This window comes from Lysinibacillus sp. NPDC093692, from assembly GCF_050280125.1.
In the GTDB taxonomy this organism is placed as follows: Bacteria; Bacillota; Bacilli; order Bacillales_A; family Planococcaceae; genus Lysinibacillus.
This window is the reverse complement of sequence record NZ_JBNNUW010000021.1, coordinates 47,691-68,528: the sequence shown is the minus strand read 5'-3', so window position 1 is coordinate 68,528 and position 20,838 is coordinate 47,691. Positions and strand designations below refer to the sequence as shown.

Here is a 20,838-nt window from a genome sequence, read left to right as displayed (position 1 = left end):
TCAACATACATAAAATTGTGCTATGCACATTAGAACAGTTTTTGTTATAGTAATGATATAACAAAGGTGAGGTGATCTCTATGATGGAGGAGTTAGCGGAAGTTCCATGGGCAGTCATAGCACCACTAATTGTTGTCCAATTTATTTTAATGATTATAGCTCTAGTTGATTTACGAAAAATCCATGCAACAAATGGGCCTAAAATTTTATGGGTGTTTCTTATCATTTTTACTAGTTACATTGGTTCGATTGCGTACTTTATAGTGGGGAGAAAACAATCATGACAATATTACTTCAGGTAACAGGACTTACAAAGCAATTTGCAGAAAGAGTAGTTGTGGACGGAGTGGAATTCACATTAGAAAAAAATACATCGACAGCTTTAATTGGACCTAATGGCGCTGGTAAAACAACGACATTATCGATGTTAACAGGTTTATTAAAACCAACCTCTGGAAGTGTGAAAATGCTAGATGGTAATTTAAGAGCTAGTATTGGTTTCTTGCCGCAATATCCACAATTCCATCCTTGGTTAAGTGCGTTAGAGTTTACTGAAATGGCTGCAAAGTTAAATGGTGTGCCTCCAAAAAAAGCAATAGTAGAGGCACAAAAAACACTTGAGTTTGTAGGTCTAGGTAATGATTTAAATAAAAAAATTGCTACATTTTCTGGTGGCATGAAGCAACGGCTTGGAATTTCCCAGGCAATTGTGCATAAGCCTAAATTACTGTTATTGGATGAACCTGTATCTGCATTGGATCCGGTAGGTCGTAGAGAAGTTCTTGATTTGTTAAAGGGCTTACAACTAGAAACAACTATTTTATATTCGACGCATATTTTAAATGATGCCGAAGAGATGACCGATCAATTATTGTTTTTACGTGATGGGAAGTTAGTGGAACAGGGGACATTACGTGAAGTTCGACAACGTTTCGATGAACCAAATTATGTTGTAGAATTTAGCACTGAAAAAGAGGCAAAACTTTTTGCCAGTCAATCTGAACTTGTTGGAGAAGCAAAGGGTCGTAATGTATATATAGAAATTATTAATGAAAAGCCGAGTATGCAAGAGCTCCTTCAATATTTAAGTAGTAATCCTTATAAAATACGAAAAGTGGAGCGGCAAACAGCATCACTTGAAGAGATTTTCATGAAGGTGGCGAGAAAAATATGAGAGGATTTACTGTACTTCTGCAAAAGGAATTCAGAGAAGCTTGGCGAAGTTGGAAGTTTTTATGGATACCTCTTGTATTTGCGTTGCTTGGTATGAGTGATCCGCTAACAAACTATTACATGATGGATATTTTAAATGCTATTGGTAACTTACCAGAAGGCTTTGAAATGTTGATGCCGGAATTAATGCCAGTTGACCTATTACAAGCTTCCATTGGCCAATTTCAAACGATAGGTTTACTCGTAATAATAGCTTCTTTTGTAGGAGCAATTAGTAAAGAAAGAGCAAGTGGGATGGCTACTTTATTGTATGTCCGTCCTATATCGTTCGGCGCTTATTTTATGAGCAAATTTATCGTCATGAGTACTGTAAGCTTAATTAGCATTTTAGCTGGTTTTGCTGCGAGCGTATACTATACGGTCGTGCTTTATGGGACATTTGAGATAGGGACACTTATGGCAAGTTTTTTCACGTATTTTTCTTGGCTACTCTTCGTGATAGCAGTGACATTAATGATGAGTGCGGCTTTTACAACAGTGGTAGCAACAGCATGTGCATTCGCTGTCATATTTATCGGGCAAATAGTGGATGCTATAGTAGGGGCATTTTGGACAATATCACCGTGGAAACTGCCGGTATATGGCGTTCAATTAATGAGGGGCACGATGGAGATGTCGGATTATTGGTGGAGTCTATCTATTACATTAGCGATCACGATAATTTGTATGAGTATCGGAGCTTTGACGATGAAGAAAAACGCATCGATGACGAAAATCTAACTTCTTCTCAGTCTAAAAACGCCACGTCCTGTGGCATTACCGAAATGATCGACATCGAATCGGCCCTAGGGGACTCCATGTCTAACTTTGTTTTTAAATAACTTAATTATATTCATGAGCATCAACTTGGTAGATTTTTATCGGGTTGGTGTTTTTTTTAAGTAACGCCGCCTCGAAAACGAATCGGCATTGTGACACCGTTAGATATTAATAAATAAAACAAGACGAGACAAGCTGTTAAGGGCTTGATCGTCTTGCTTTATCCTTCAAGCTTATATATAAGGAGCCGTTTGCTTGAACTTGGGCAAAAAAGACATCTGTAACGGATTGGACATTTTGTTTTTTTAACTTTTTCATAAGCCACTCTTCCGTCAACTCAAGTTCAACTAAGTTTTCATAAATAATTTGCCCATCTGAAGCCACCTCTGTTGGAATATAAGTTGGTGGTGTTACATCGGCCTTTACATCTTGTTTTGTAGCCGGTTGTTCAGTAGGTTTTGGTAGCACACTAAGTTTACCGGTAGTTTCAAGTAGTGCATATTGCACATCTTGAACAGAGAATACAGCTTGTTCTCGTAGCATCATTGTTAACTCATCCATATGCAAACGATTTTTCCTTAAAGCAGATTCTAAAATAAGTCCATTTTGAATAAGGATTGTTGGCTTATCATCAACAATTACACGAGCTCTTTTAGATTTAATAGTAAGGATAGTCATCAAATATGTTAAAACGCCCCACCAAATTAATGCAATAAGTCCATCTAAAAAGGGTGTTTCTGCCTGTGCTGCTATTTCAGAAGCAATCGACCCAAATGTGATACCTGTTGTATAGTGGAAAAATGTAAGCTGACCAAGCTGTTTTTTTCCAAGAATTCGGGCTACCATTAGTAGTGCGAAAAAAGAAAGTGTTGCTCTAAGTATCATTTCCCAAAAATGAGCGTGAATAAAATCGTCCATACATAAATCAACTCCTTAAAACCGCTATTGAAAATAGCTTGTGCAAAAAGGTCAATAGTATGCGACAATCATTTGTAACCAAATTTTGAGATAATTTTAAAAGTGAGGTGGCAGCATGAAACAAGTCGGAAATTTAAATAACCCAGTGTATCCAATTATGATAGCAATAGGTATTGCCCATCTTATCAATGATACGATGCAAGCTGTTATACCAGCGATGTTCCCAATATTAAAGAGTGATTTAGGGTTAACTTTCACTCAAATAGGTCTTATTTCGTTCGCATTAAATATGTTTGCCTCTGCCTTGCAACCGGTTGTAGGTTTTGTTAGCGATAAAAAGCCGATGCCCTATGCATTACCAATTGGTATGATTAGTTCATTTATTGGCATAGCCATTATAGCGTTCACATCACAATATTCGATAATAATTATTGCAGTATTATTTTTAGGGTTTGGCTCAGCTATTTTCCATCCTGAGGGTTCACGTGTTTCATTTATGGCAGCAGGTTCAAAAAGAGGACTTGCTCAATCGATTTATCAAGTCGGAGGTAACTCTGGGCAAGCACTCGCACCATTAATTAGCGCTTATGTTTTCGCTATCTTTGGACAGCGTGGTGCAGCAATGGTCTTAGTAGTGGCAGCAATAGGTATTCTACTATTAAGTAAAATTGCAAAGTGGTATAAGAAGCAGTTGGAGCAAGAACGTATGGCAAAGAAAAAGCGAGTATTAGTTTCTAACTTGCCTCCATTAACGAAGAAACAAGTAGGCATTGCGTTGACGTTACTATTTACTATTATTTTTGCGAGATCATTTTATACAACTAATATTACAAGTTTTTATGTGTTTTATTTAATGAATCATTATGGCGTTAGCCTTCAACTAGGCCAAGTTTTAATATTCACCTTTATGGCATTTGGCGTTATTGGTACATTTTTTGGGGGTTCATTATCAGATCGAATTGGTAGAAAAAATGTTATTTTACTGTCCGTTGTTGTACCGATGCCATTTTGTTTAGCGTTGCCATATGTACCATTATGGGCAGCTATTATATTTTTAGTAATTATCGGTACACTCATTATGATTAGTTTCTCGGTAACGGTGGTTTACGCACAGGAGCTTGTTCCAACAAAAATTGGTACAATGGCTGGTTTAACAACTGGCTTTGCTTTCGGAATGGGGGCAATAGGTGCGATGGTCATTGGTGTATTGATGGATCATAGGGGAATTGATTTTACGATGATGGTTGTATCTTTGCTACCATTATTATTACTAGTAGCCTTTTTCTTACCTAAGGATAAGCCAGCTTCGGCGGTGTAATCATAAAGATCGCGAGGAGCATCGAGTTTGTTTCCTCCAAAGTGAAAGGTATTCATTATTTTATCGATAAGCAAAAACGCGTTCTCTAATTATTAGAGAAACGCGTTTTTATTATTGACGTAATGGTGATAAAAATTCAGAAGGAAGTTTTCCCTTATCTAGTATATAGCCCTCTGATATGTGAACTTCATGCATTTTATCATTGTAAGTGAATTTAAAAATACCATTATCAAAGTCAGTACCAACCTCTTTGAAGAATATCCCTTCAATGGATACATATTTAGGACATGTAAATGCTACTTTAAAGTCTCCATGTTCTTGAATTAAATAAGCACGTACACCTTTCTCATATGTATCGTTTGCATCATCATCGTCAGTTGGACGTTGGACAGCCACGATGTGAAAATCAACGAAAGGAACCTCTTTTAATAAAACATTTAGGAAAGAACCTTTTGTAATCTCTTCCCAGCGGCTTTGTGCGCTTTGGCCTACGATAATTTGAGAAATTCCGTAATTTTTTGCCACTTCTGCTATAACCTTTTGTATTGGACGCTTTTCATTATCTTGTAATATGAACTCTTCAATTTCAAGCTCATCAGATAACTTTTTCCATTGCTCAATGTAGCTCGACTTCTCTGCGTCAAAGGCATCAAGGGGTTGCGAATCGACTGAAAGGATATAGAGTGGACAATCTAGCATTGTAGCCATTTTATGACCGCGTCGTATTAATCGCTCGCCGTTAAGCCCATAGTAAACACAAACTAATATACTTTCGTCTAAACGCCCTTTTACATGCTTCATAAAAATTAACACCTCTTATCATGTTGTTATTTTATTAATTCTACTGTCGATTTTGAAAAAAATATCCTAAAACAGCTAAAATCGATGCTGATACAGTGCATTATGCTCATTTATATTGTATACTAAAAAACGTATAAAAGTTAATGACAATATATCGGGAAAACCTTGAGAAAACTGGGTTATCTTTATACTTTACAGTTATTTGATTTATGCATTTCGTGCATTTAAACCAATTGCTTCTATATGCCACACTATTATGCAGTTAGTTAAATAGATAGTCAAGTGACTTGGTACGCCATTGTGTGTGTACATATTATCTCGTTTAAAAATCATGCCATTCTCTATAGGATTAAGGCGATATTGGTTATTTTTGCTTCTCAGGATATGAAGCTAAATAGCTAAAAAAGTTCCCCAGGTTTTATGCAGTGCTACCATCAAAAGCTTCTCTCTGCATAAAGTATGTGTTGAATGTTGAATGTTGAATAATCTAGATTTGTCTATATTTATAATGTCTATTATTACAACGCATACCGCTTACTTTCCAATTCAAGTTTATTACGTGAAAAAATCAAATTTCAAGAAAATTTCTGATATGTTAATTAGCTTTATTGATCTAATATCTTCCTGGTGGGAGGCAAAAAGGCTTAACTTTTTTCAGTGTAAACGTTTGCTGAATAAAGTTAGAGTCTCCAGCGATTACTATAGAATTTTTGTGTTCGAAATAAAGTATAAACAGTAGTAACTTCAGTAGATTTGGGAATACTTTATTATCGGTTGTCACAGTTTTTCGCACTATAGTAAACAGTTGCTGAACGAAATTGATAGTAGGAGGTTTTCACTTGGTTACAGTTCTCATTGCGATACTTTTACCATTTGTTTGTGCTGCGCTTATTCCACTACTTTATAGGCGGTTAAGGCGTGTTGCACATCTTGGCTGGTTTGTTTTATCCGTTCCATTCATCCTATTTCTTTTACTCGCGCGCTATATTCCTCAAATTGCCGAGGGTAAAACGTTTATTCATACATATGAGTGGATTCCCTCTTTTAATATAAATTTCACAACTTACCTCGACGGACTCAGTATGATTTTTGGCTTGCTGATTACGGGTGTAGGTAGTTTAGTCATTTTATATTCTATATTTTATTTATCAACGAAAGAATCTCTTCACCATTTTTACTGCTATTTATTACTATTCATGGGTGCAATGCTTGGCGTCGTCTTTTCAGATAATCTAATGGTATTATACACATTTTGGGAGCTAACAAGTGTGTCATCATTCCTGTTAATTGCATTTTGGCATCATCGAAAAGCATCTCGTGCTGGTGCAAGAAAAGCGATGACTATTACAGTTTTTGGTGGCCTTTCAATGCTTGCAGGCTTTTTGATGCTATATGTAGCATCGGGTACATTTAGTATTCGTGAAATCGTAGCCGACGTAGAGGTTATACGAGATCACACACTGTTTATTCCAGCGTTAATCCTTATTCTAATCGGTGCATTTACAAAATCTGCACAGTTTCCTTTCCATATTTGGCTTCCTGATGCGATGGAGGCGCCAACTCCTGTCAGTGCTTACTTACACTCGGCAACAATGGTAAAGGCCGGGATTTATTTAGTTGCACGTTTTTCTCCAGTGTTTGGAGGAGAGGCTGTTTGGTTCTGGCTAGTCAGTGTGATTGGTCTTGTAACGTTGTTCTGGGGCTCATTTAATGCTGTGAGGCAAACAGATTTAAAGGCGTTACTGGCCTTTTCAACGGTTAGTCAACTCGGTTTGATTATGAGTTTATTTGGACTAGGATCAGTAGCACATTATTACGGCTATGCTGCAGATACTGTTCTTTACACGCAGGCAAGCTTTGCGGCGTTGTTTCATCTTATTAATCACTCCACGTTTAAAGGTGCACTTTTCATGATGGTCGGTATTGTCGATCATGAGGTGGGCACACGTGATATTCGTCGTCTTGGAGGGTTAATGGCTTTAATGCCTATAACTTTCACCATTGCAGTTATTGGTGGATTTTCTATGGCCGGCTTACCTCCATTTAACGGTTTCTTAAGTAAAGAAATGTTTTTCGCTGCAGCATTAACTATTCGCAATGTAGAGGCATTTTCAATTTCTGATTTGGGATTATTATTTCCAATAGTGGCATGGGTAGCAAGTATCTTTACATTTGTGTACTGTATGATTTTAATTAGTCGAACGTTTTTCGGAAAACTACAGCTTGATAAGTTGGATAAAAAACCGCATGAGGCTCCGTTAGGTATGCTACTTTCGCCAATCATTTTGTGCGTCTTTGTAGTTGGGATTTTCTTCTTCCCGAATGTGCTAGGGCATTATATTTTAGAGCCTGCTATGGCAAGTATTTATCCAGCATTCCCATCGGCTAGTGAATTAACACCACATATTCATGCTTGGCATGGCATTAATGCTGAATTGTTAATGACTGTTGGTGTCATTATTATAGGGATTATCTTGTTTAAAACGTTAAAAAGCTGGAAGCCTTTGTATCGGATATTCCCACAAAGATATACGTTTAATATGTATTACAATCGTTTGATTGAGTTTGGTGAAAATAGTTCGGCAAAGCTTACGAATCGGTATATGACAGGTAATTTAACACATTATTTTGTCTATATATATGTATTCTTTGTTGCCATTATCGCAGGATATTTTATTTGGTCGGATGCTATTGCATTTAATTTTGCGAAGGATTCCGCAGTTGAGTCCTATGAGCTCATTTTAGTGTTTGTCATGATGTTCGCTGCCGTATGGATAATTTTTGCTAAGGGACGCGTAACAGCAATGTTATTGAATGGCGTACTTGGCTATTCAATCGCATTTTTCTTTGTGATTTTCCGTGCGCCTGATTTAGCATTAACGCAATTAGTCGTTGAATCTGTGACAACTGCTTTATTCCTTCTATGCTTTAAATATTTACCTGATTTAATGCCTGAAGCCTCCCGCAAAAAAATGAAATGGTCTAAGGTCATTATATCCATTTTCGTTGGCGCCACAGTTACATTAGTAGGCTTAGCGGTTGTCCATTTCGATCGCTTTGAGCCAGTAGCTACTTACTTCAATGATTCTTACAAGCTGGCGGGTGGTTCAAATATCGTCAACACCATATTAGGCGATTTCCGTGCGTTTGATACGATGCTAGAAGTTGTCGTTCTTCTGATTGCTGGCTTAGGAGTGTATACATTAACGAAGCTAAAGCCACGAAAGGAGGAAACGGATCATGAAAATCAATGACGTCATTTTACGTACTGTCACAAAGACAGTCGTATTCATAATTTTAACCCTTGGTATTTATTTATTCTTTGCAGGGCATCATGCTCCGGGTGGAGGTTTTATAGGTGGTCTCGTACTAGCCTCCGGCATTGTTCTACTATATTTAGCGTATGACATTGAAACAGTGCATAAAGGGATGCCTTTTGATTTTAAAAAAGTTGCTGCACTTGGCGTATTACTTGCGACGGGCACAGCAATTGGCTCACTATTTTTTGATGCTCCGTTTTTAACGCAGACACATAGCTATATAAATGTACCGATATTCGGGAAGATGGGCTTTTCGACGGTAACCATTTTCGAGGCTGGTGTAGCTTTAACAGTAGTTGGTGTTGTAGTCACAATTATTTTAAGTATAAGTGAGGATGAGTAGCCAATGGAGTCTTTAATACTAGTGTTAGTTGGTGTATTAGTAGCTGTTGCGACGTACTTAATCCTCTCGAAACAGTTATTACGTGTGATTTTAGGAACGGCGGTATTATCGCATGCGGCACATTTACTGATTTTAACGATGGGTGGACTGAAGAAGGGGAATGTACCACTTTTAGAGGAATCAGAAGGTCCTTACACAGATGCTCTGCCGCAAGCTTTGATTTTAACTGCAATCGTGATTAGCTTCGCGGTGACGGCATTTGTGCTTGTTCTCGGTTACCGAGCTTATAAAACGAACGGTTCGGCGAATTTTGATGAATTGAGAGGTACGCCGGATGAGTAATATGATTGTTTTACCATTAATCGTGCCGGTTATTACGGCCATTTTACTTGTGTTTTTACGTGACAATGTATTTTTGCAGCGCATCATTAGTTTATTGACATTAAGCTTTGTTGCCTTTATTAGTGTTATTTTATTGCTAGAGATTCAAAAACAGGGTGTAATGCGTATTGATTTTAGTGGCTGGGCACCGCCATTCGGCATTTTATTTGTTGCTGATTCGTTCGCAATGCTTCTCGTATTAGTAGCGAATATTGTCGCAGCCATTTGTCTGTTATATGCCTTTTTTACAATCGGTAAGAGCTTTGAAAAGATGTATTTTTACCCGTTTGTCCTACTTATGGTGGCGGGTGTGAATGGCTCATTTCTAACAGGGGATGTTTTTAACTTGTTTGTGTGCTTTGAGGTGATGTTACTTGCTTCATATGCACTCATTAGTTTAGGCGGCGAGAAAGTTCAGCTGCGAGAGGCATTAAAATATGTCCTTATTAATATTGTTGCATCTTGGATTTTCCTAGTGGCATTAGCTTTTTTATATGGAACCGTTGGAACGTTGAATATGGCACATATTTCAGTCCGCGTGATGGAGCTAGGAGCTGACCCACTGATCACGACTGTGGCTCTTATTTTCTTAATTGTCTTTAGCTTGAAGGCTGGCCTATTATTATTCTTCTGGCTCCCAGGCTCATACAGTGCACCACCAACAGCTATAGCCGCACTTTTTGCTGCATTATTAACAAAAGTTGGAATTTATGCGCTCGTCCGCACTTTTACATTACTTTTCCCGAATAATACTGAAGTGACTCATATGATACTAGGAATTATGGCGGGACTGACGATTATTGCTGGATGTATGGGAGCACTAGCAGGACGAGATGTAAGAACAATTGCCTCGTATAATGTCCTTATTGGTGTGGGCTTTATAGTAGCTGGTCTAGCGATCGGTACCGAGTCTGCCTTACAGGGCGTAACATACTATTTGATGCACGATATGGTAGCTAAGGCCATGCTGTTTTTAGCAGTTGGCATGATGATGTATGTTACTGGCGAAACGGTTATTGATAAAATGAGTGGGCTTATTCGAAATTACCCTCTTTTTGGCTGGTTATTCTTTATTGTCATGTGTTCCCTTGCTGGGATACCACCATTGAGTGGCTTTTTAGGGAAGGTTTTAATAGGACAAGGAGCTATTGAGGGCGGTAATTTTGTTCTACTAGGGCTAGGATTTTTATCTAGTTTAATTGTTTTGTATTCCCTATTACGAATATTTCTTTCCTCATTCTTTGGGGAAACGATTATTAGCCTAGAGGATGAAAAGCCGTTACCAAAGCGTATGGTTTTACCATTAACATTGTTGGCCGCTTGTACGATTGCTTTAGGAATTGGAGCTGAATGGATGGCTCCGTATGTAACAGACGCGGCAGAGACACTCTATACGCCATCAATCTATATTGATGCAGTGCTAGATGGCACAACATGGCAAGGTGAGGTGAATGAATAATGGCGATGCAATTTATTCTGAATTTATTTATCGCAACACTTTGGCTCTTGTTACAGGATGAAGTGGTACCACAGTTTTCGACATTTCTAATGGGCTTTATCGTCGGAATAGGGATTTTATATGCGATGCACCGCTTTTACGGCACACAATTTTATTTACGACGTGTGTTTTCAATCATTAAATTATTATGGCTCTTTAATTGGGAGCTACTATTATCGAGTTACAGCGTATTAAAACAAATTACGACGCCGAAGCTCACTATAACTCCTGGAATATTTACGTATAAAACAGCGCTAAAAGGAGATTGGGAAATAACAGCTCTTGCATTGTTGCTCACACTGACTCCAGGTTCAGTCGTGATGGAAGTTTCTGAAGAGGGAGATATGTTTTATATTCATGCAATGGATATTGAACAATCGAAAGAAGCAGTCATTCGTTCAATAGGGAAATTTGAACAAGCGATCATGGAGGTGACACGTTAATGATTGATAAAATTTTACTTTTAGCTCTTGCATTATTCAGTGTATCGATTGCGTTGTCACTTTTTCGTGTGATACGAGGCCCTTCGTTACCTGACCGTGCTATTGCACTTGATACAATAGGTGTTAATCTACTTTCAGCAATCGCTATCGTCTCTATTATTTTGAAAACAAAGGCGTATTTAGAGGCGATATTAATATTAGGGATTTTAGCTTTTATCGGCACGATTGCATTTACGAAATATATTGAAAGAGGTGTGATTGTTGAACGTAAATCAAATGATTGAATGGGCGGCAGTTATACTTATATTGATTGGCTCCATTGTAAGTGTTATTAGTGCATTTGGGATGATTCGTTTACCGGACGTATACACGCGTTCACATGCCGCAACGAAAAGTTCGACATTGTCGGTCTTAACATGTCTATTAGGCGCATTTATTTACTTTTGGGTTCATGATGGATATGTTAGTGTACGTTTAATATTAGGAATTGGCTTCGTTTTTGTAACAGCTCCTGTAGCAGGGCATTTAATATGTCGTGCTGCGTATCGATCTCGCGTACCTTTAGCAGAAGGGTCCGGAGAGGATGAGCTAAAGGAAAAGCTATTTGCAGATGAAAAATAAAATAAGTGGCAACCTCCAAAGGTATCTCGGGCTTGGCTCTAGCTTATCCCGTAGGATTAGCGTTAGTTAATAATCTGAGACCCCATTTTCGGGGTCTTTTTTGTTAAAACGTACGCCATGTATAAGTTGTTGGGAGTACAAATGAAGCGGCCGGTGGAGTATGATCGAGGAGCTTATTTTGTCGGTCGTAAATCTAAATGGATTGATTTTTCCGAAAATTATGTATATAATATTTTATCGGGAAATTTTCAGATTAGCTTGATTATTACTTCGAAAGAGTATATCTTATTAGCAGATAGATATTTATTCTCCTCGTTGTATAAATATCCATGCGTTTATTTTCAAGAACAAGAGTATTATAGATAATAAAACATAAATAAAAGGAGATTGTTGAATATGAAAAACAAATTTTTCATGGTTATGCTCGTGCTAGTAATTGCTGTCCTAGCGGCATGTGGCGCAAAAGATGATAAGGCAAGCGATAAAGGTTCAAATGCTAACGAAGGCACAGAACAAAAGCAAGTATTAAAAGTAGGTACTTCATCTGATTATGCACCATTTGAGTATGTTGATGCTGCAAAAGGTGATGATATTATTGGTTTTGATATTGATTTAATTAAATTAGTTGGTGAAAAGATTGGTGCAGAAATAGAAGTTCAAGATATCGACTTCAATAGTTTAGTGCCAGCTCTACAAGCCGGAAAAATTGATATTGTTATCTCTGGTATGTCACCTAATGAAGAACGTGAAAAAGTTGTAGATTTCTCTGATAAATATAATCAAACAGAGCAAGTATTTATCGTGAAAAAGGATAGCGGTATTAAAAAAGAGGCTGATTTAGCCGGTAAAAAAATTGGTGTTCAAAACGCTTCTATTCAAGAAACTTTAGGAAATAAAATTGCTAAAGAAGTAGATGCCACTGTTGAAGGTCGTACTCGAATTCCTGAAATTGTTCAAGACATGATGTCTAAGCGTTTAGATGCTGGGATTGTAGAAAGTGGCGTAGCGAAAGGCTATCTTGATACGAACGATAAACTAGAAGCGTTCCCTGTTAAAGAGCAACCTGAAGACTTTAAAGCGATCGCTGTTCCAAAAGGTAGCGATCTTAAAGATAAAATTAACAAAGCATTAAAAGAATTAGCTGCTGAAGGTAAAATTCAAGAGCTAGAAGAAAAATGGTTAAAAGTTAAATAAGTAAGTTTACTGCGATAGCTCTATCTTGAGCTATCGCTTATATCTTTCATTTCCTGAAAAAAGAACAAGAAAGGAGGGGGCACTGTGAATTTAGATTTTACAGCCATCATTCCCTCTATTCCTTATATATTAAAAGGGATAGGTGTTACACTTCAAATTGCATTCGGTGCATCAATCATCGGTTTTATAGTTGGTATATTACTAGCGTTATGCAAAATTGGTAAAGTGAGTGTTTTACGTTGGTTTGCAGATTTTTATACATCAATTTTCCGTGGTACACCGCTCGTACTACAATTAATGATTATCTATTATGCAGTGCCACAATTATTAGATATTCAAATTGACCCAGTTCCAACGGCTATTATTGCATTCGGGTTAAACTCAGGTGCTTATATTTCAGAAATCATTCGCGCTGGTATTAATGCGGTTGATAAAGGACAGATGGAAGCGGCACAAGCGCTAGGTATTCCATATGCGAAAATGATGAAAGATATTATTATCCCACAAGCCGTAAAAAATATTTTACCATCATTAGTGAATGAGTTTATTACATTAAATAAAGAAACGGCTGTCGTGACGGTTATTAGTGCACTTGATATTATGCGCCGTGCTTACATTGTAGGTGGTTCAACATATCGCTATCTTGAGCCTTTACTATTTGCGGGTGTAATCTACTACATTATGACGCTTGTATTAACGTTCCTTGGTAGACGAATTGAGAAAGGAATGAGAAGAAGTGATTAAAATTGAAGATTTACACAAATCATATGGACAAAACGAAGTACTAAAGGGTATTTCAACAGAAGTTAAAGAAAAAGAAGTAATTGCTATTATTGGTCCATCAGGGTCTGGTAAATCAACATTCCTGCGCTGCTTAAATTTATTAGAAGAGCCAACGAGTGGAAAGATTACAATTGCGGGTGACGTTCTAACGGACAAAGGGACAAACATTATGAAAATCCGTGAAGAGGTCGGTATGGTATTTCAGCATTTTCATCTTTTTCCTCATAAAACGGTACTTGAAAATTTAACATACGCACCGATTAATGTAAAAGGAATAGATAAGACAGCGGCTATCAAAAAGGCTGAAGATTTATTAACGAAAGTAGGCTTATTTGATAAGCGTAATGAATATCCAAGCCGTCTATCGGGAGGACAGAAGCAACGTGTTGCTATTGCTCGAGCACTAGCAATGGATCCAAAAGTAATTTTATTTGACGAGCCTACTTCAGCTCTTGACCCTGAAATGGTAAAAGAGGTATTAGCCGTTATGAAAAATCTTGCTGATACGGGTATGACGATGTTAATCGTAACGCATGAAATGGGCTTTGCACGTGAAGTGGCTGACCGTATACTATTCCTTGATGGCGGAAAGTTAATTGAGGACGCACCACCAGAACAGTTTTTCTCATCACCATCTACACAACGTGCGAAAGATTTTTTAGAAAAAGTATTATAAGTAATAAAACGCATTTAGACTCTTTTAAAGGAGTGTCTAAATGCGTTTTTTATTTTCATTTGTTGAGGTATCCATACATGGGATCCCCTATAGAAAAACTGGCTAGTTAGATCCTCGGTCATCGGTACATTTCGAGCTACTCTTTTTGTGCAATCTAATGATTTTATGTGCATATGCTTACAATTACCTTGTTTTATGCTTATAATAGGAGAGTCAGATTTTTTCTGAAAAAGTAGCCACAAAGTGAGCGATTGCGATTGAAAAAATTATTATATGTAGCTTTTTTTGTTGTTTTTATAGTCATTTTTTTGTACGTAAACAATCATTGGCTGGTTGTAAGCAAGTATGAATTCGAGTCAGAAAAAGCGCCCGCCGGCTTTGATGGACTACGCATTACGCAAATAACAGATTTACAGGATGCTCTCTTTGGTGAACATCAAGAGAAACTCATAGCAAAGGTGAAAGCAACAAATCCTGACCTGATTTTTATTACAGGTGATTTAGTTGATAGTAATCGTTATAATTTGGAGCGAAGCTTGCAGGCTGTTAGGGGATTAGTTAAATTAGCGGATGTTTATTATGTACTAGGAAACCATGAAGTAGCGACGAATAAAGTGAATGTAATTTATGACGAGCTATCATCGTTAGGTGTACATGTATTGTCCAATGAATCGGCCATTATTGAGCGCGACGGGGAGCGCTTGGCAATTGTTGGCATCGAAGATCCGTTATCGGGTAGAACAACGAAAGAAATGCTAGAAATAGCAACAAAAGATGTTCCACCAAATATATTAACGATTTTACTAGCGCATCGACCAGAAGTGTTTAATACGTATGTGGAATATGGAATTGATTTAGTATTTGCAGGACATGCACATGGTGGACAAGTTCGAATTCCTGGTATTGGTGGTCTTTTCGCACGAGGACAGGGAATACTTCCGAAGTATACGGCAGGTGTTTTTGAAGAAGGAACAACAACTATGGCCGTTAGTCGAGGATTAGGTAATAGTACAGTACCTATTCGAATTTTTAATCCACCAGAAATTCTTGTAATGGAATTAAAGAAAAAGTAAGCACTGCGTCTTTGCTACGCAGTGCTTTTTTGTTATACGTTTAACAAGATAAATGAGTATTTCATAATCAAAGTAGAACCCATGCCCATCCCGATATAAAATCAGCCTTGTTTGGTAATTCAAAGAGTAGTTCGGGTGGTACTAGGAACTATTCTGTTTTTATAAATCATTATGGAAAGTTTTTTTATCTGGTGAATCAATTAGATATAATCGAGAGGACTTGTGGGTAATTTGTGTATTGTTTGTGGATAACTTGTGGATAAAATAATTTGTTGGTGGATTGATTACTTTAGCTGAGCAATTGTCTGTGGATAATTATCGATGGGGAGATGTCGGCGATAGAATGTGCAGCAAGTGGTGGAATGCATAAATGAATAAAGGAGCCATCCTAGTAATGGAACAGCTCCTTTGTTGTAATCGAAAAGGTTAGTTTAGTACTTCTTGCATTGCTTCAAATAGTTGCTCGGTAGAGATAATACGCTCGCCACCGCCTTGTACCATCTGATCACTGCCGCCGCCTTTTCCATTAATGAGTGGCAGTGCCTTCCCGGCAATGTCCTTCATACTCTTTTCAACTTTTGCACCACGTGCTGCAACAAACTGAAGCTTGTCTTCATTTTCTGAAACAAGTAATACGATAGCTTCTACCTGCTCAGTGACAACAGTTCGAGCTAATTTTTGAAGCTCTTGCATAGTCCGTTGAGTAAAAGCGGCAGTAATAAGGCGTTCTTTACTAGAAACTAACGCTTTTGCTTCGTAATTTAGCAGCTCTTCTTTTGCCGCCACAAGTGCCTTTTCTGTATTTTTCTGTGTTGTTAAGATTTTTGTAAGTGCTGTAGCTGCTTCAATTTCAGGTACACTTAATTGTCTTGCAACGTCAGCTAGAACTTTCTTTCGCATGGCTAGCTCCGCTAAAACTCGATGGCCACATACAAAGGAGACACGAATATTGCCCTTCATTTTTTCTGTGCCTAGGATTTTTATTGCGCTGACTTGTCCTGTTGATGTTGGATGTGTACCACCACAACCGTTGTAATCAAAGTCTGGAATAATAACAAGTCTAATATCTCCTGTAACGGCTACATCTTTACGTAGGCTGTAGTTCTCTAGTTCTTTTTCTGTAATCCATGTCGTGTCAATTGGGCGGTTCTCTAAAATAATTTCATTGGCACGGGCTTCCGCGGCAACAAGCTGTTCTTCCGTTAGGACATCCACGGCAATATCAATTGTGACTTGCTCACTACCTAAATGGAAGCTAACAGTTTGTGCATCGAAAAGCTCGACAAAGGCCGCAGTTAAAATATGTTGACCTGCATGCTGCTGCATATGATCAAACCGTCGTTGCCAATTCAATTGTCCATGCACTTCTCCAACTAAGCTAGTAGGGTCGCCTTGAATATAATGGCGAATTTCATCATTGATTTTCTCGACCTCGATAACCTCGATATCGTTTAAAGTACCAGTGTCATGAGGTTGTCCGCCTCCCGTTGGATAAAATGCAGTATTTGATAGCACCACGTAGTTACGGCCATCTGCATCTCTTCCTTTATTGATAATTTTTGCATTAAATTCACGTAACATAACATCTTGATAATATAGTAGCTCTTTCAAGAAAAAGCCTCCTTTATGTAAGAGAATCACGTCTCTCAATTAATTTATTTTCATTGTGGCATAATTACTTTCGAGTGTATACGAGTTTTCTATTTGACCCATGCTGAATTTGATTTAATATATAAGAATAGGTTAACTTAAAGGAGATCGTACAATGGAAATTACACAATTCTCAATGGAAGAAATTTTAGATCCAACAAACATTATTGAAGGCAAGCGTTACGAATTTATTTTAGATGTAGATATTGATGAAGAAGATGAGCTTTATCACGAAGCAGGAATTGAAATTCGTGTACTAATCGCTGAAAAAGGTGAAGAGTCATTTATTTTAAATTACTTCATCATAGAAAAAGCAGAAAGTGAGTATTTAGATTTTGCATTAGAGGATGAAGAGCTAGAAGAGATTTTAACATTCTGCAAAGAGGAAATCGCAAAAGCGTAGAGGTCTGCGTAAAAGCATTTCCAACAAAAATAAATATTTTCTTATTCGATAAAATTCCGCTTTGCTTTCTGTGGACAGGCACGAGTTACATTGGTGTACACTTGTTTGTCTCATGGGAGTTTAAGTGGAATTTTAACTTTACATCACTAATTAAGGATTATTTAAGATTAATGAAATAGTAGTGTTGTGTTAAAAGGGTAAACTAAGTTTAAGAAATTCTTAGGCTTAATCACCAAAGCGGCTAATTGGATGCACCGTCCCAGAAAGTGCTCAGCCAGAACGGAAAACAAACCTATGGTGAATAGCCGATTTTTAAACGAAGAGGTGTTCTATGTCAGTTTATACACATTCTATAATGGTAGCTTTATTAATAACAATTTTCTCATCCTTTATGCTATTTGTACCTTGGCTTATTTATACGTATCGGAAATATGGCTATTTATCTGTATCCAAAACGATTATTACGTTCTCATTTATTTTTTACTTTTTATCGGCATTATGCTTAGTTTTATTGCCTTTCCCAGAAACACGTGATACTTGCTCTTTGCAAGCCCCAGATACAGTCCATTATAATTTACATCCTTTTCAATTTGTTACGGATATTTTAAAGGATAGTGGGATTGTTTTGACGAATCCTTCAACATGGATTTATATACCGAAGCAGCCTGCTTTTTTTCAGGCATTTTTTAATTTCTTGCTGCTCATGCCTTTTGGCGTGTACTTGCGTTATTTCCTTAAAAAAAGAAAGTACTGGAAACGTGCATTTCTATTTAGCTTTTTGCTAACATTGTTTTATGAGGTAACCCAATATACAGGAATTTATGGCATCTTTAATTGTGCGTATCGAATTTTTGATGTGGATGATTTAATACTTAACAGTGTTGGTGCACTATTAGGGTTCTTCTTAGCCCCTGTTGTGTGGGCGCTGTTTCCTTCTCATGAAAAGGTGACGGCTAAAGCAGCAGAAATGGTCGAGAAAGATATTGTCAAACCATTATCGATATTGTTGGCACTAGCAATAGATTTATTTATAGCGCAAGTCATTTTGTTCTTCGTTAGTGTCGTAATAGGCTATAGTGGCATTTTTGAGTTTTTAATAAAAATTGCTTTGTATTTGTTGCTCTTTGGTGTTGTTCCGAGTTTTACAAAAGGTGCAACATTAGGGATGAAGTTTATGCGATTTACAATGGTCAGTGAAAACGGCAAAAGTATTGTCAGTCAATCGTTGCGTCGTTGTGTTGCTATTCTCGTGATAGTCTGCACGTCGGAGATTATAACAATTATAGGGAACATAGAATTAGATATGGATTCACCATTTTATGTACTACAAATTGTCATTACATTGTCAGCCTTTATAGCGAACTTTGTTCTAATGATAGTTATTGCTATTCATGTTATTCGTGTCATTGTAAGTGGAGGTAGACGCCGTTTTTATATGGACTATTATGCAGGCTTATTAGCAACGAGAAAAAAATAGGGGGGATTGTTGGATGAAATACGTAATCATCGGAGGAGATGCTGCCGGAATGTCAGCAGCAATGGAAATATATCGAAATGTACCTGGGGCAGAGATTATATCTGTAGAACGTGGATTTATTTATTCATATGGGCAGTGTGGCTTGCCCTATGTTGTAGATGGGCGTATTTCATCGACAAAGCGTCTTATAGCAAGAGATGTAGAAACTTTTCGTGATAAGTACGGTATTGATGCTCGTGTTGGTCATGAGGTTAACGGAATTGATGTAGACAAGAAGCTTGTTTTTGGAACACAGTCATCTGGTGAATCATTTGAAATTCCTTATGATAAGCTCCTTATTGCAACAGGCGCGGATCCTATTATGCCGGTGAAGAAAGGTTCGGATTTAGCGGGTATACACACGGTGAAAACAATACCTCAGCTAGATGAGTTACTAGCCGATTTAACGCCGGATATAGAAAATGTAACAATTATAGGCGCAGGCTATATTGGGCTAGAAATGGCCGAGACGATCCATGCTTGCGGCAAAAAAGTAAGATTGATTCAACGAGGTAGCTATGTTGCAAGAATCCTAGATGAAGAGCTTGCACAACATGTTCATGAAGAAGCGAAAAAGAATGATGTCGAGCTTGTGCTAAATACAAAAGTAGAGGCATTTGAGGGGAATCACCGTGTTGAGCGTGTTATAACAGACAATGGCGCATTTGATACGGATTTAGTCATTATGGCTGCGGGGATTAAACCAAATACTCAATTTTTAGAAGGTACAGGTATAGCACTAGAGAAAAATGGTGCGGTTATTGTCAATCGACATTTAGAGACATCTGTTGAAAATATTTATGCTGCGGGAGATTGTGCAACGCATTTTAATATTGTGAAAGAACGCCTAGATTATATACCTCTTGGAACGACAGCTAATAAGCAAGGTCGTTTAGCAGGACTCAATATGTCGGGCAAGTTTGCGCCGTTTCGCGGGATTGTAGGTACGTCGATCTTAAAGTTTTTCAATTTAACGATTACCACGACAGGTATTAATGAGCGTAATGCTAAAGAGCTAGGTTTTGAATATGAAGCCTTTAAATTGTCTGCGCGCCATATTGCGGGATATTATCCAGGTGCCCAACGGATGTTCATTAAAATTGTTGTTCGTAAACGAGATCAACAGCTTTTAGGCGCACAAATTGTCGGTCCGGCAGGTATTGATAAACGGATCGATGTGTTTGCGACAGCCTTATACAATAAAATGACGTTACCTGATTTACTAGATTTAGATTTAGCCTACGCGCCTCCATTTAATGGTGTTTGGGATCCACTACAGCAGGTGGCCAGAATAAATGCGCGTTTATAACGAAAGGGGTTATTAGAAATGAGCATTTACGACATTCAGGTTGCTTTGGGAGATGGTACTGAATATAGCTTAGATCGTTATCAGGGCAAGGCAATGCTAATTGTTAATACGGCTTCCAAATGTGGTTTTACACCGCAGTTTGAAGAATTAGAAGATCTATATAAAAAATATCAGGATGAAGGTCTTGTTGTTCTTGGCTTCCCATCCAATCAGTTTAAACAAGAAGTGGCGACTGCTGAGGAAGCGGCGTCACAATGCCGTTTAACATATGGCGTGACGTTCCCTATGCATGAAATTGTGAAGGTCAATGGTAAGGGTGCACACTCTATTTTTGAGCATTTGACATCGCATTCAAAAGGCTTTCTCGGCAACAGTATAAAATGGAATTTCACAAAATTCCTTGTGAATCGCAATGGTGAAGTTGTCGGACGCTATGGATCAGCTGATAAGCCAAGTAGCTTTGAGGACGATATTAAAGAAGTTTTATCATAATAAAGTTGAGGATTCACGCACAGTTTTGTGTGTGAATCCTTTTTTATGCTCATTTGAGGGTGGATGTCGATAAAAATTATAAGTTGGGTGATAAAATGCAAAAGTTT

General features: G+C 37.7%; 23 protein-coding genes. 20 read left to right on the top strand and 3 right to left on the bottom strand.

What is annotated here, in order from left to right; translation table 11 throughout:
- Positions 1-80: 80 nt before the first annotated feature.
- Genes ACQKN4_RS19460 through ACQKN4_RS19450 form a run of 3 tightly spaced genes read left to right on the top strand, consistent with a single transcriptional unit; the run spans position 81 to position 1,953 of the window.
- Positions 81-284, top strand: coding sequence for a PLDc N-terminal domain-containing protein (locus ACQKN4_RS19460; RefSeq protein WP_079562753.1), 204 nt, complete (start codon positions 81-83; stop codon positions 282-284).
- Positions 281-1,174, top strand: a complete 894-nt coding sequence (locus ACQKN4_RS19455; RefSeq protein ID WP_427484569.1) for an ATP-binding cassette domain-containing protein — start codon at positions 281-283, stop codon at positions 1,172-1,174. The genes ACQKN4_RS19460 and ACQKN4_RS19455 overlap by 4 nt, the downstream gene beginning before the upstream one ends.
- The gene (locus ACQKN4_RS19450) at positions 1,171-1,953 is read left to right on the top strand and encodes an ABC transporter permease (protein ID WP_079562755.1); all 783 of its coding nucleotides are present in this window, start codon (positions 1,171-1,173) and stop codon (positions 1,951-1,953) included. The genes ACQKN4_RS19455 and ACQKN4_RS19450 overlap by 4 nt, the downstream gene beginning before the upstream one ends.
- A 237-nt stretch (positions 1,954-2,190) precedes the next feature.
- Here the strand turns inward: ACQKN4_RS19450 and ACQKN4_RS19445 are convergent, their stop codons facing one another.
- Complete coding sequence (locus ACQKN4_RS19445) at positions 2,191-2,910, bottom strand: YetF domain-containing protein (RefSeq protein WP_079562756.1); 720 nt, start codon at positions 2,908-2,910, stop codon at positions 2,191-2,193.
- A gap of 115 nt (positions 2,911-3,025) precedes the next feature.
- Here ACQKN4_RS19445 and ACQKN4_RS19440 point away from each other — a divergent pair, with 115 nt between their 5' ends.
- Positions 3,026-4,228 carry an MFS transporter gene (locus ACQKN4_RS19440; RefSeq protein WP_079562757.1) on the top strand — a complete coding sequence of 401 codons (1,203 nt, stop codon included), beginning with the start codon at positions 3,026-3,028 and terminating at the stop codon, positions 4,226-4,228.
- Positions 4,229-4,339: 111 nt separating this feature from the next.
- Here the strand turns inward: ACQKN4_RS19440 and ACQKN4_RS19435 are convergent, their stop codons facing one another.
- Positions 4,340-5,029, bottom strand: coding sequence for a histidine kinase (locus tag ACQKN4_RS19435; protein WP_079562758.1), 690 nt, complete (start codon positions 5,027-5,029; stop codon positions 4,340-4,342).
- 839 nt (positions 5,030-5,868) lie between these two features.
- Here ACQKN4_RS19435 and ACQKN4_RS19430 point away from each other — a divergent pair.
- The 12 genes from ACQKN4_RS19430 (at position 5,869) to ACQKN4_RS19375 (ending at position 15,361) form a co-directional block, all read left to right on the top strand.
- Complete coding sequence (locus ACQKN4_RS19430) at positions 5,869-8,283, top strand: Na+/H+ antiporter subunit A (RefSeq protein WP_427484568.1); 2,415 nt, start codon at positions 5,869-5,871, stop codon at positions 8,281-8,283.
- Positions 8,270-8,692 (top strand): Na(+)/H(+) antiporter subunit B, encoded by a 423-nt coding sequence (locus ACQKN4_RS19425; protein ID WP_079562760.1) that lies wholly within the window; start codon positions 8,270-8,272, stop codon positions 8,690-8,692. The genes ACQKN4_RS19430 and ACQKN4_RS19425 overlap by 14 nt, the downstream gene beginning before the upstream one ends.
- 3 nt (positions 8,693-8,695) lie before the next feature.
- Positions 8,696-9,034, top strand: coding sequence for a Na(+)/H(+) antiporter subunit C (locus tag ACQKN4_RS19420; protein WP_079562761.1), 339 nt, complete (start codon positions 8,696-8,698; stop codon positions 9,032-9,034).
- The gene (locus tag ACQKN4_RS19415; RefSeq protein WP_079562762.1) at positions 9,027-10,532 is read left to right on the top strand and encodes a Na+/H+ antiporter subunit D; all 1,506 of its coding nucleotides are present in this window, start codon (positions 9,027-9,029) and stop codon (positions 10,530-10,532) included. Before ACQKN4_RS19420 ends, ACQKN4_RS19415 begins: the two co-directional genes overlap by 8 nt.
- Positions 10,532-11,014: a Na+/H+ antiporter subunit E gene (locus ACQKN4_RS19410; RefSeq protein WP_079562763.1), complete on the top strand. Its 483-nt coding sequence runs from the start codon at positions 10,532-10,534 to the stop codon at positions 11,012-11,014. Before ACQKN4_RS19415 ends, ACQKN4_RS19410 begins: the two co-directional genes overlap by 1 nt.
- Positions 11,014-11,298, top strand: a complete 285-nt coding sequence (locus tag ACQKN4_RS19405) for a Na(+)/H(+) antiporter subunit F1 (RefSeq protein ID WP_079562764.1) — start codon at positions 11,014-11,016, stop codon at positions 11,296-11,298. Before ACQKN4_RS19410 ends, ACQKN4_RS19405 begins: the two co-directional genes overlap by 1 nt.
- Entirely contained in the window at positions 11,276-11,635 is a 360-nt protein-coding gene (locus tag ACQKN4_RS19400; RefSeq protein ID WP_079562765.1) for a Na+/H+ antiporter subunit G, read from the top strand. The genes ACQKN4_RS19405 and ACQKN4_RS19400 overlap by 23 nt, the downstream gene beginning before the upstream one ends.
- A 141-nt stretch (positions 11,636-11,776) precedes the next feature.
- Positions 11,777-12,001, top strand: a complete 225-nt coding sequence (locus ACQKN4_RS19395; RefSeq protein ID WP_427484567.1) for a hypothetical protein — start codon at positions 11,777-11,779, stop codon at positions 11,999-12,001.
- A gap of 30 nt (positions 12,002-12,031) precedes the next feature.
- Positions 12,032-12,829, top strand: a complete 798-nt coding sequence (locus tag ACQKN4_RS19390; protein WP_079562767.1) for a transporter substrate-binding domain-containing protein — start codon at positions 12,032-12,034, stop codon at positions 12,827-12,829.
- A gap of 84 nt (positions 12,830-12,913) precedes the next feature.
- The gene (locus ACQKN4_RS19385; protein WP_079562768.1) at positions 12,914-13,573 is read left to right on the top strand and encodes an amino acid ABC transporter permease; all 660 of its coding nucleotides are present in this window, start codon (positions 12,914-12,916) and stop codon (positions 13,571-13,573) included.
- A complete protein-coding gene (locus ACQKN4_RS19380; protein ID WP_079562769.1) occupies positions 13,566-14,288 on the top strand; it encodes an amino acid ABC transporter ATP-binding protein in 723 nt (240 codons plus the stop codon). Before ACQKN4_RS19385 ends, ACQKN4_RS19380 begins: the two co-directional genes overlap by 8 nt.
- A 257-nt stretch (positions 14,289-14,545) precedes the next feature.
- On the top strand, positions 14,546-15,361 hold the full coding sequence (locus ACQKN4_RS19375; RefSeq protein WP_079562770.1) for a metallophosphoesterase: 816 nt from the start codon (positions 14,546-14,548) through the stop codon (positions 15,359-15,361).
- A 426-nt stretch (positions 15,362-15,787) separates the two neighbouring features.
- Here ACQKN4_RS19375 and ACQKN4_RS19370 read toward each other — a convergent pair whose 3' ends face one another.
- Positions 15,788-16,972 (bottom strand): alanyl-tRNA editing protein, encoded by a 1,185-nt coding sequence (locus ACQKN4_RS19370; protein ID WP_427484566.1) that lies wholly within the window; start codon positions 16,970-16,972, stop codon positions 15,788-15,790.
- Between the two features lie 154 nt (positions 16,973-17,126).
- Here ACQKN4_RS19370 and ACQKN4_RS19365 point away from each other — a divergent pair, with 154 nt between their 5' ends.
- The 4 genes from ACQKN4_RS19365 (at position 17,127) to ACQKN4_RS19350 (ending at position 20,731) form a co-directional block, all read left to right on the top strand.
- Positions 17,127-17,414 carry a DUF6509 family protein gene (locus ACQKN4_RS19365; protein ID WP_079562772.1) on the top strand — a complete coding sequence of 96 codons (288 nt, stop codon included), beginning with the start codon at positions 17,127-17,129 and terminating at the stop codon, positions 17,412-17,414.
- A 331-nt stretch (positions 17,415-17,745) separates the two neighbouring features.
- Positions 17,746-18,891 (top strand): VanZ family protein, encoded by a 1,146-nt coding sequence (locus ACQKN4_RS19360; protein WP_427484565.1) that lies wholly within the window; start codon positions 17,746-17,748, stop codon positions 18,889-18,891.
- Between the two features lie 13 nt (positions 18,892-18,904).
- Entirely contained in the window at positions 18,905-20,239 is a 1,335-nt protein-coding gene (locus ACQKN4_RS19355; protein ID WP_427484564.1) for an FAD-dependent oxidoreductase, read from the top strand.
- Positions 20,240-20,257: 18 nt separating this feature from the next.
- Positions 20,258-20,731 carry a glutathione peroxidase gene (locus tag ACQKN4_RS19350; RefSeq protein ID WP_427484563.1) on the top strand — a complete coding sequence of 158 codons (474 nt, stop codon included), beginning with the start codon at positions 20,258-20,260 and terminating at the stop codon, positions 20,729-20,731.
- The last annotated feature ends 107 nt before the right edge of the window (positions 20,732-20,838 follow it).

Coding starts and splice junctions, on each gene's coding strand:
- ACQKN4_RS19395 (WP_427484567.1), top strand. CDS start 11,777: ATGAAGCGGCCGGTGGAGTATGATCGAGGAGCTTATTTTGTCGGTCGT.
- ACQKN4_RS19435 (WP_079562758.1), bottom strand. CDS start 5,029: ATGAAGCATGTAAAAGGGCGTTTAGACGAAAGTATATTAGTTTGTGTT.
- ACQKN4_RS19365 (WP_079562772.1), top strand. CDS start 17,127: ATGGAAATTACACAATTCTCAATGGAAGAAATTTTAGATCCAACAAAC.
- ACQKN4_RS19360 (WP_427484565.1), top strand. CDS start 17,746: ATGTCAGTTTATACACATTCTATAATGGTAGCTTTATTAATAACAATT.
- ACQKN4_RS19455 (WP_427484569.1), top strand. CDS start 281: ATGACAATATTACTTCAGGTAACAGGACTTACAAAGCAATTTGCAGAA.
- ACQKN4_RS19390 (WP_079562767.1), top strand. CDS start 12,032: ATGAAAAACAAATTTTTCATGGTTATGCTCGTGCTAGTAATTGCTGTC.
- ACQKN4_RS19415 (WP_079562762.1), top strand. CDS start 9,027: ATGAGTAATATGATTGTTTTACCATTAATCGTGCCGGTTATTACGGCC.
- ACQKN4_RS19420 (WP_079562761.1), top strand. CDS start 8,696: ATGGAGTCTTTAATACTAGTGTTAGTTGGTGTATTAGTAGCTGTTGCG.
- ACQKN4_RS19355 (WP_427484564.1), top strand. CDS start 18,905: ATGAAATACGTAATCATCGGAGGAGATGCTGCCGGAATGTCAGCAGCA.
- ACQKN4_RS19450 (WP_079562755.1), top strand. CDS start 1,171: ATGAGAGGATTTACTGTACTTCTGCAAAAGGAATTCAGAGAAGCTTGG.
- ACQKN4_RS19410 (WP_079562763.1), top strand. CDS start 10,532: ATGGCGATGCAATTTATTCTGAATTTATTTATCGCAACACTTTGGCTC.
- ACQKN4_RS19350 (WP_427484563.1), top strand. CDS start 20,258: ATGAGCATTTACGACATTCAGGTTGCTTTGGGAGATGGTACTGAATAT.
- ACQKN4_RS19460 (WP_079562753.1), top strand. CDS start 81: ATGATGGAGGAGTTAGCGGAAGTTCCATGGGCAGTCATAGCACCACTA.
- ACQKN4_RS19440 (WP_079562757.1), top strand. CDS start 3,026: ATGAAACAAGTCGGAAATTTAAATAACCCAGTGTATCCAATTATGATA.
- ACQKN4_RS19445 (WP_079562756.1), bottom strand. CDS start 2,910: ATGGACGATTTTATTCACGCTCATTTTTGGGAAATGATACTTAGAGCA.
- ACQKN4_RS19425 (WP_079562760.1), top strand. CDS start 8,270: ATGAAAATCAATGACGTCATTTTACGTACTGTCACAAAGACAGTCGTA.
- ACQKN4_RS19405 (WP_079562764.1), top strand. CDS start 11,014: ATGATTGATAAAATTTTACTTTTAGCTCTTGCATTATTCAGTGTATCG.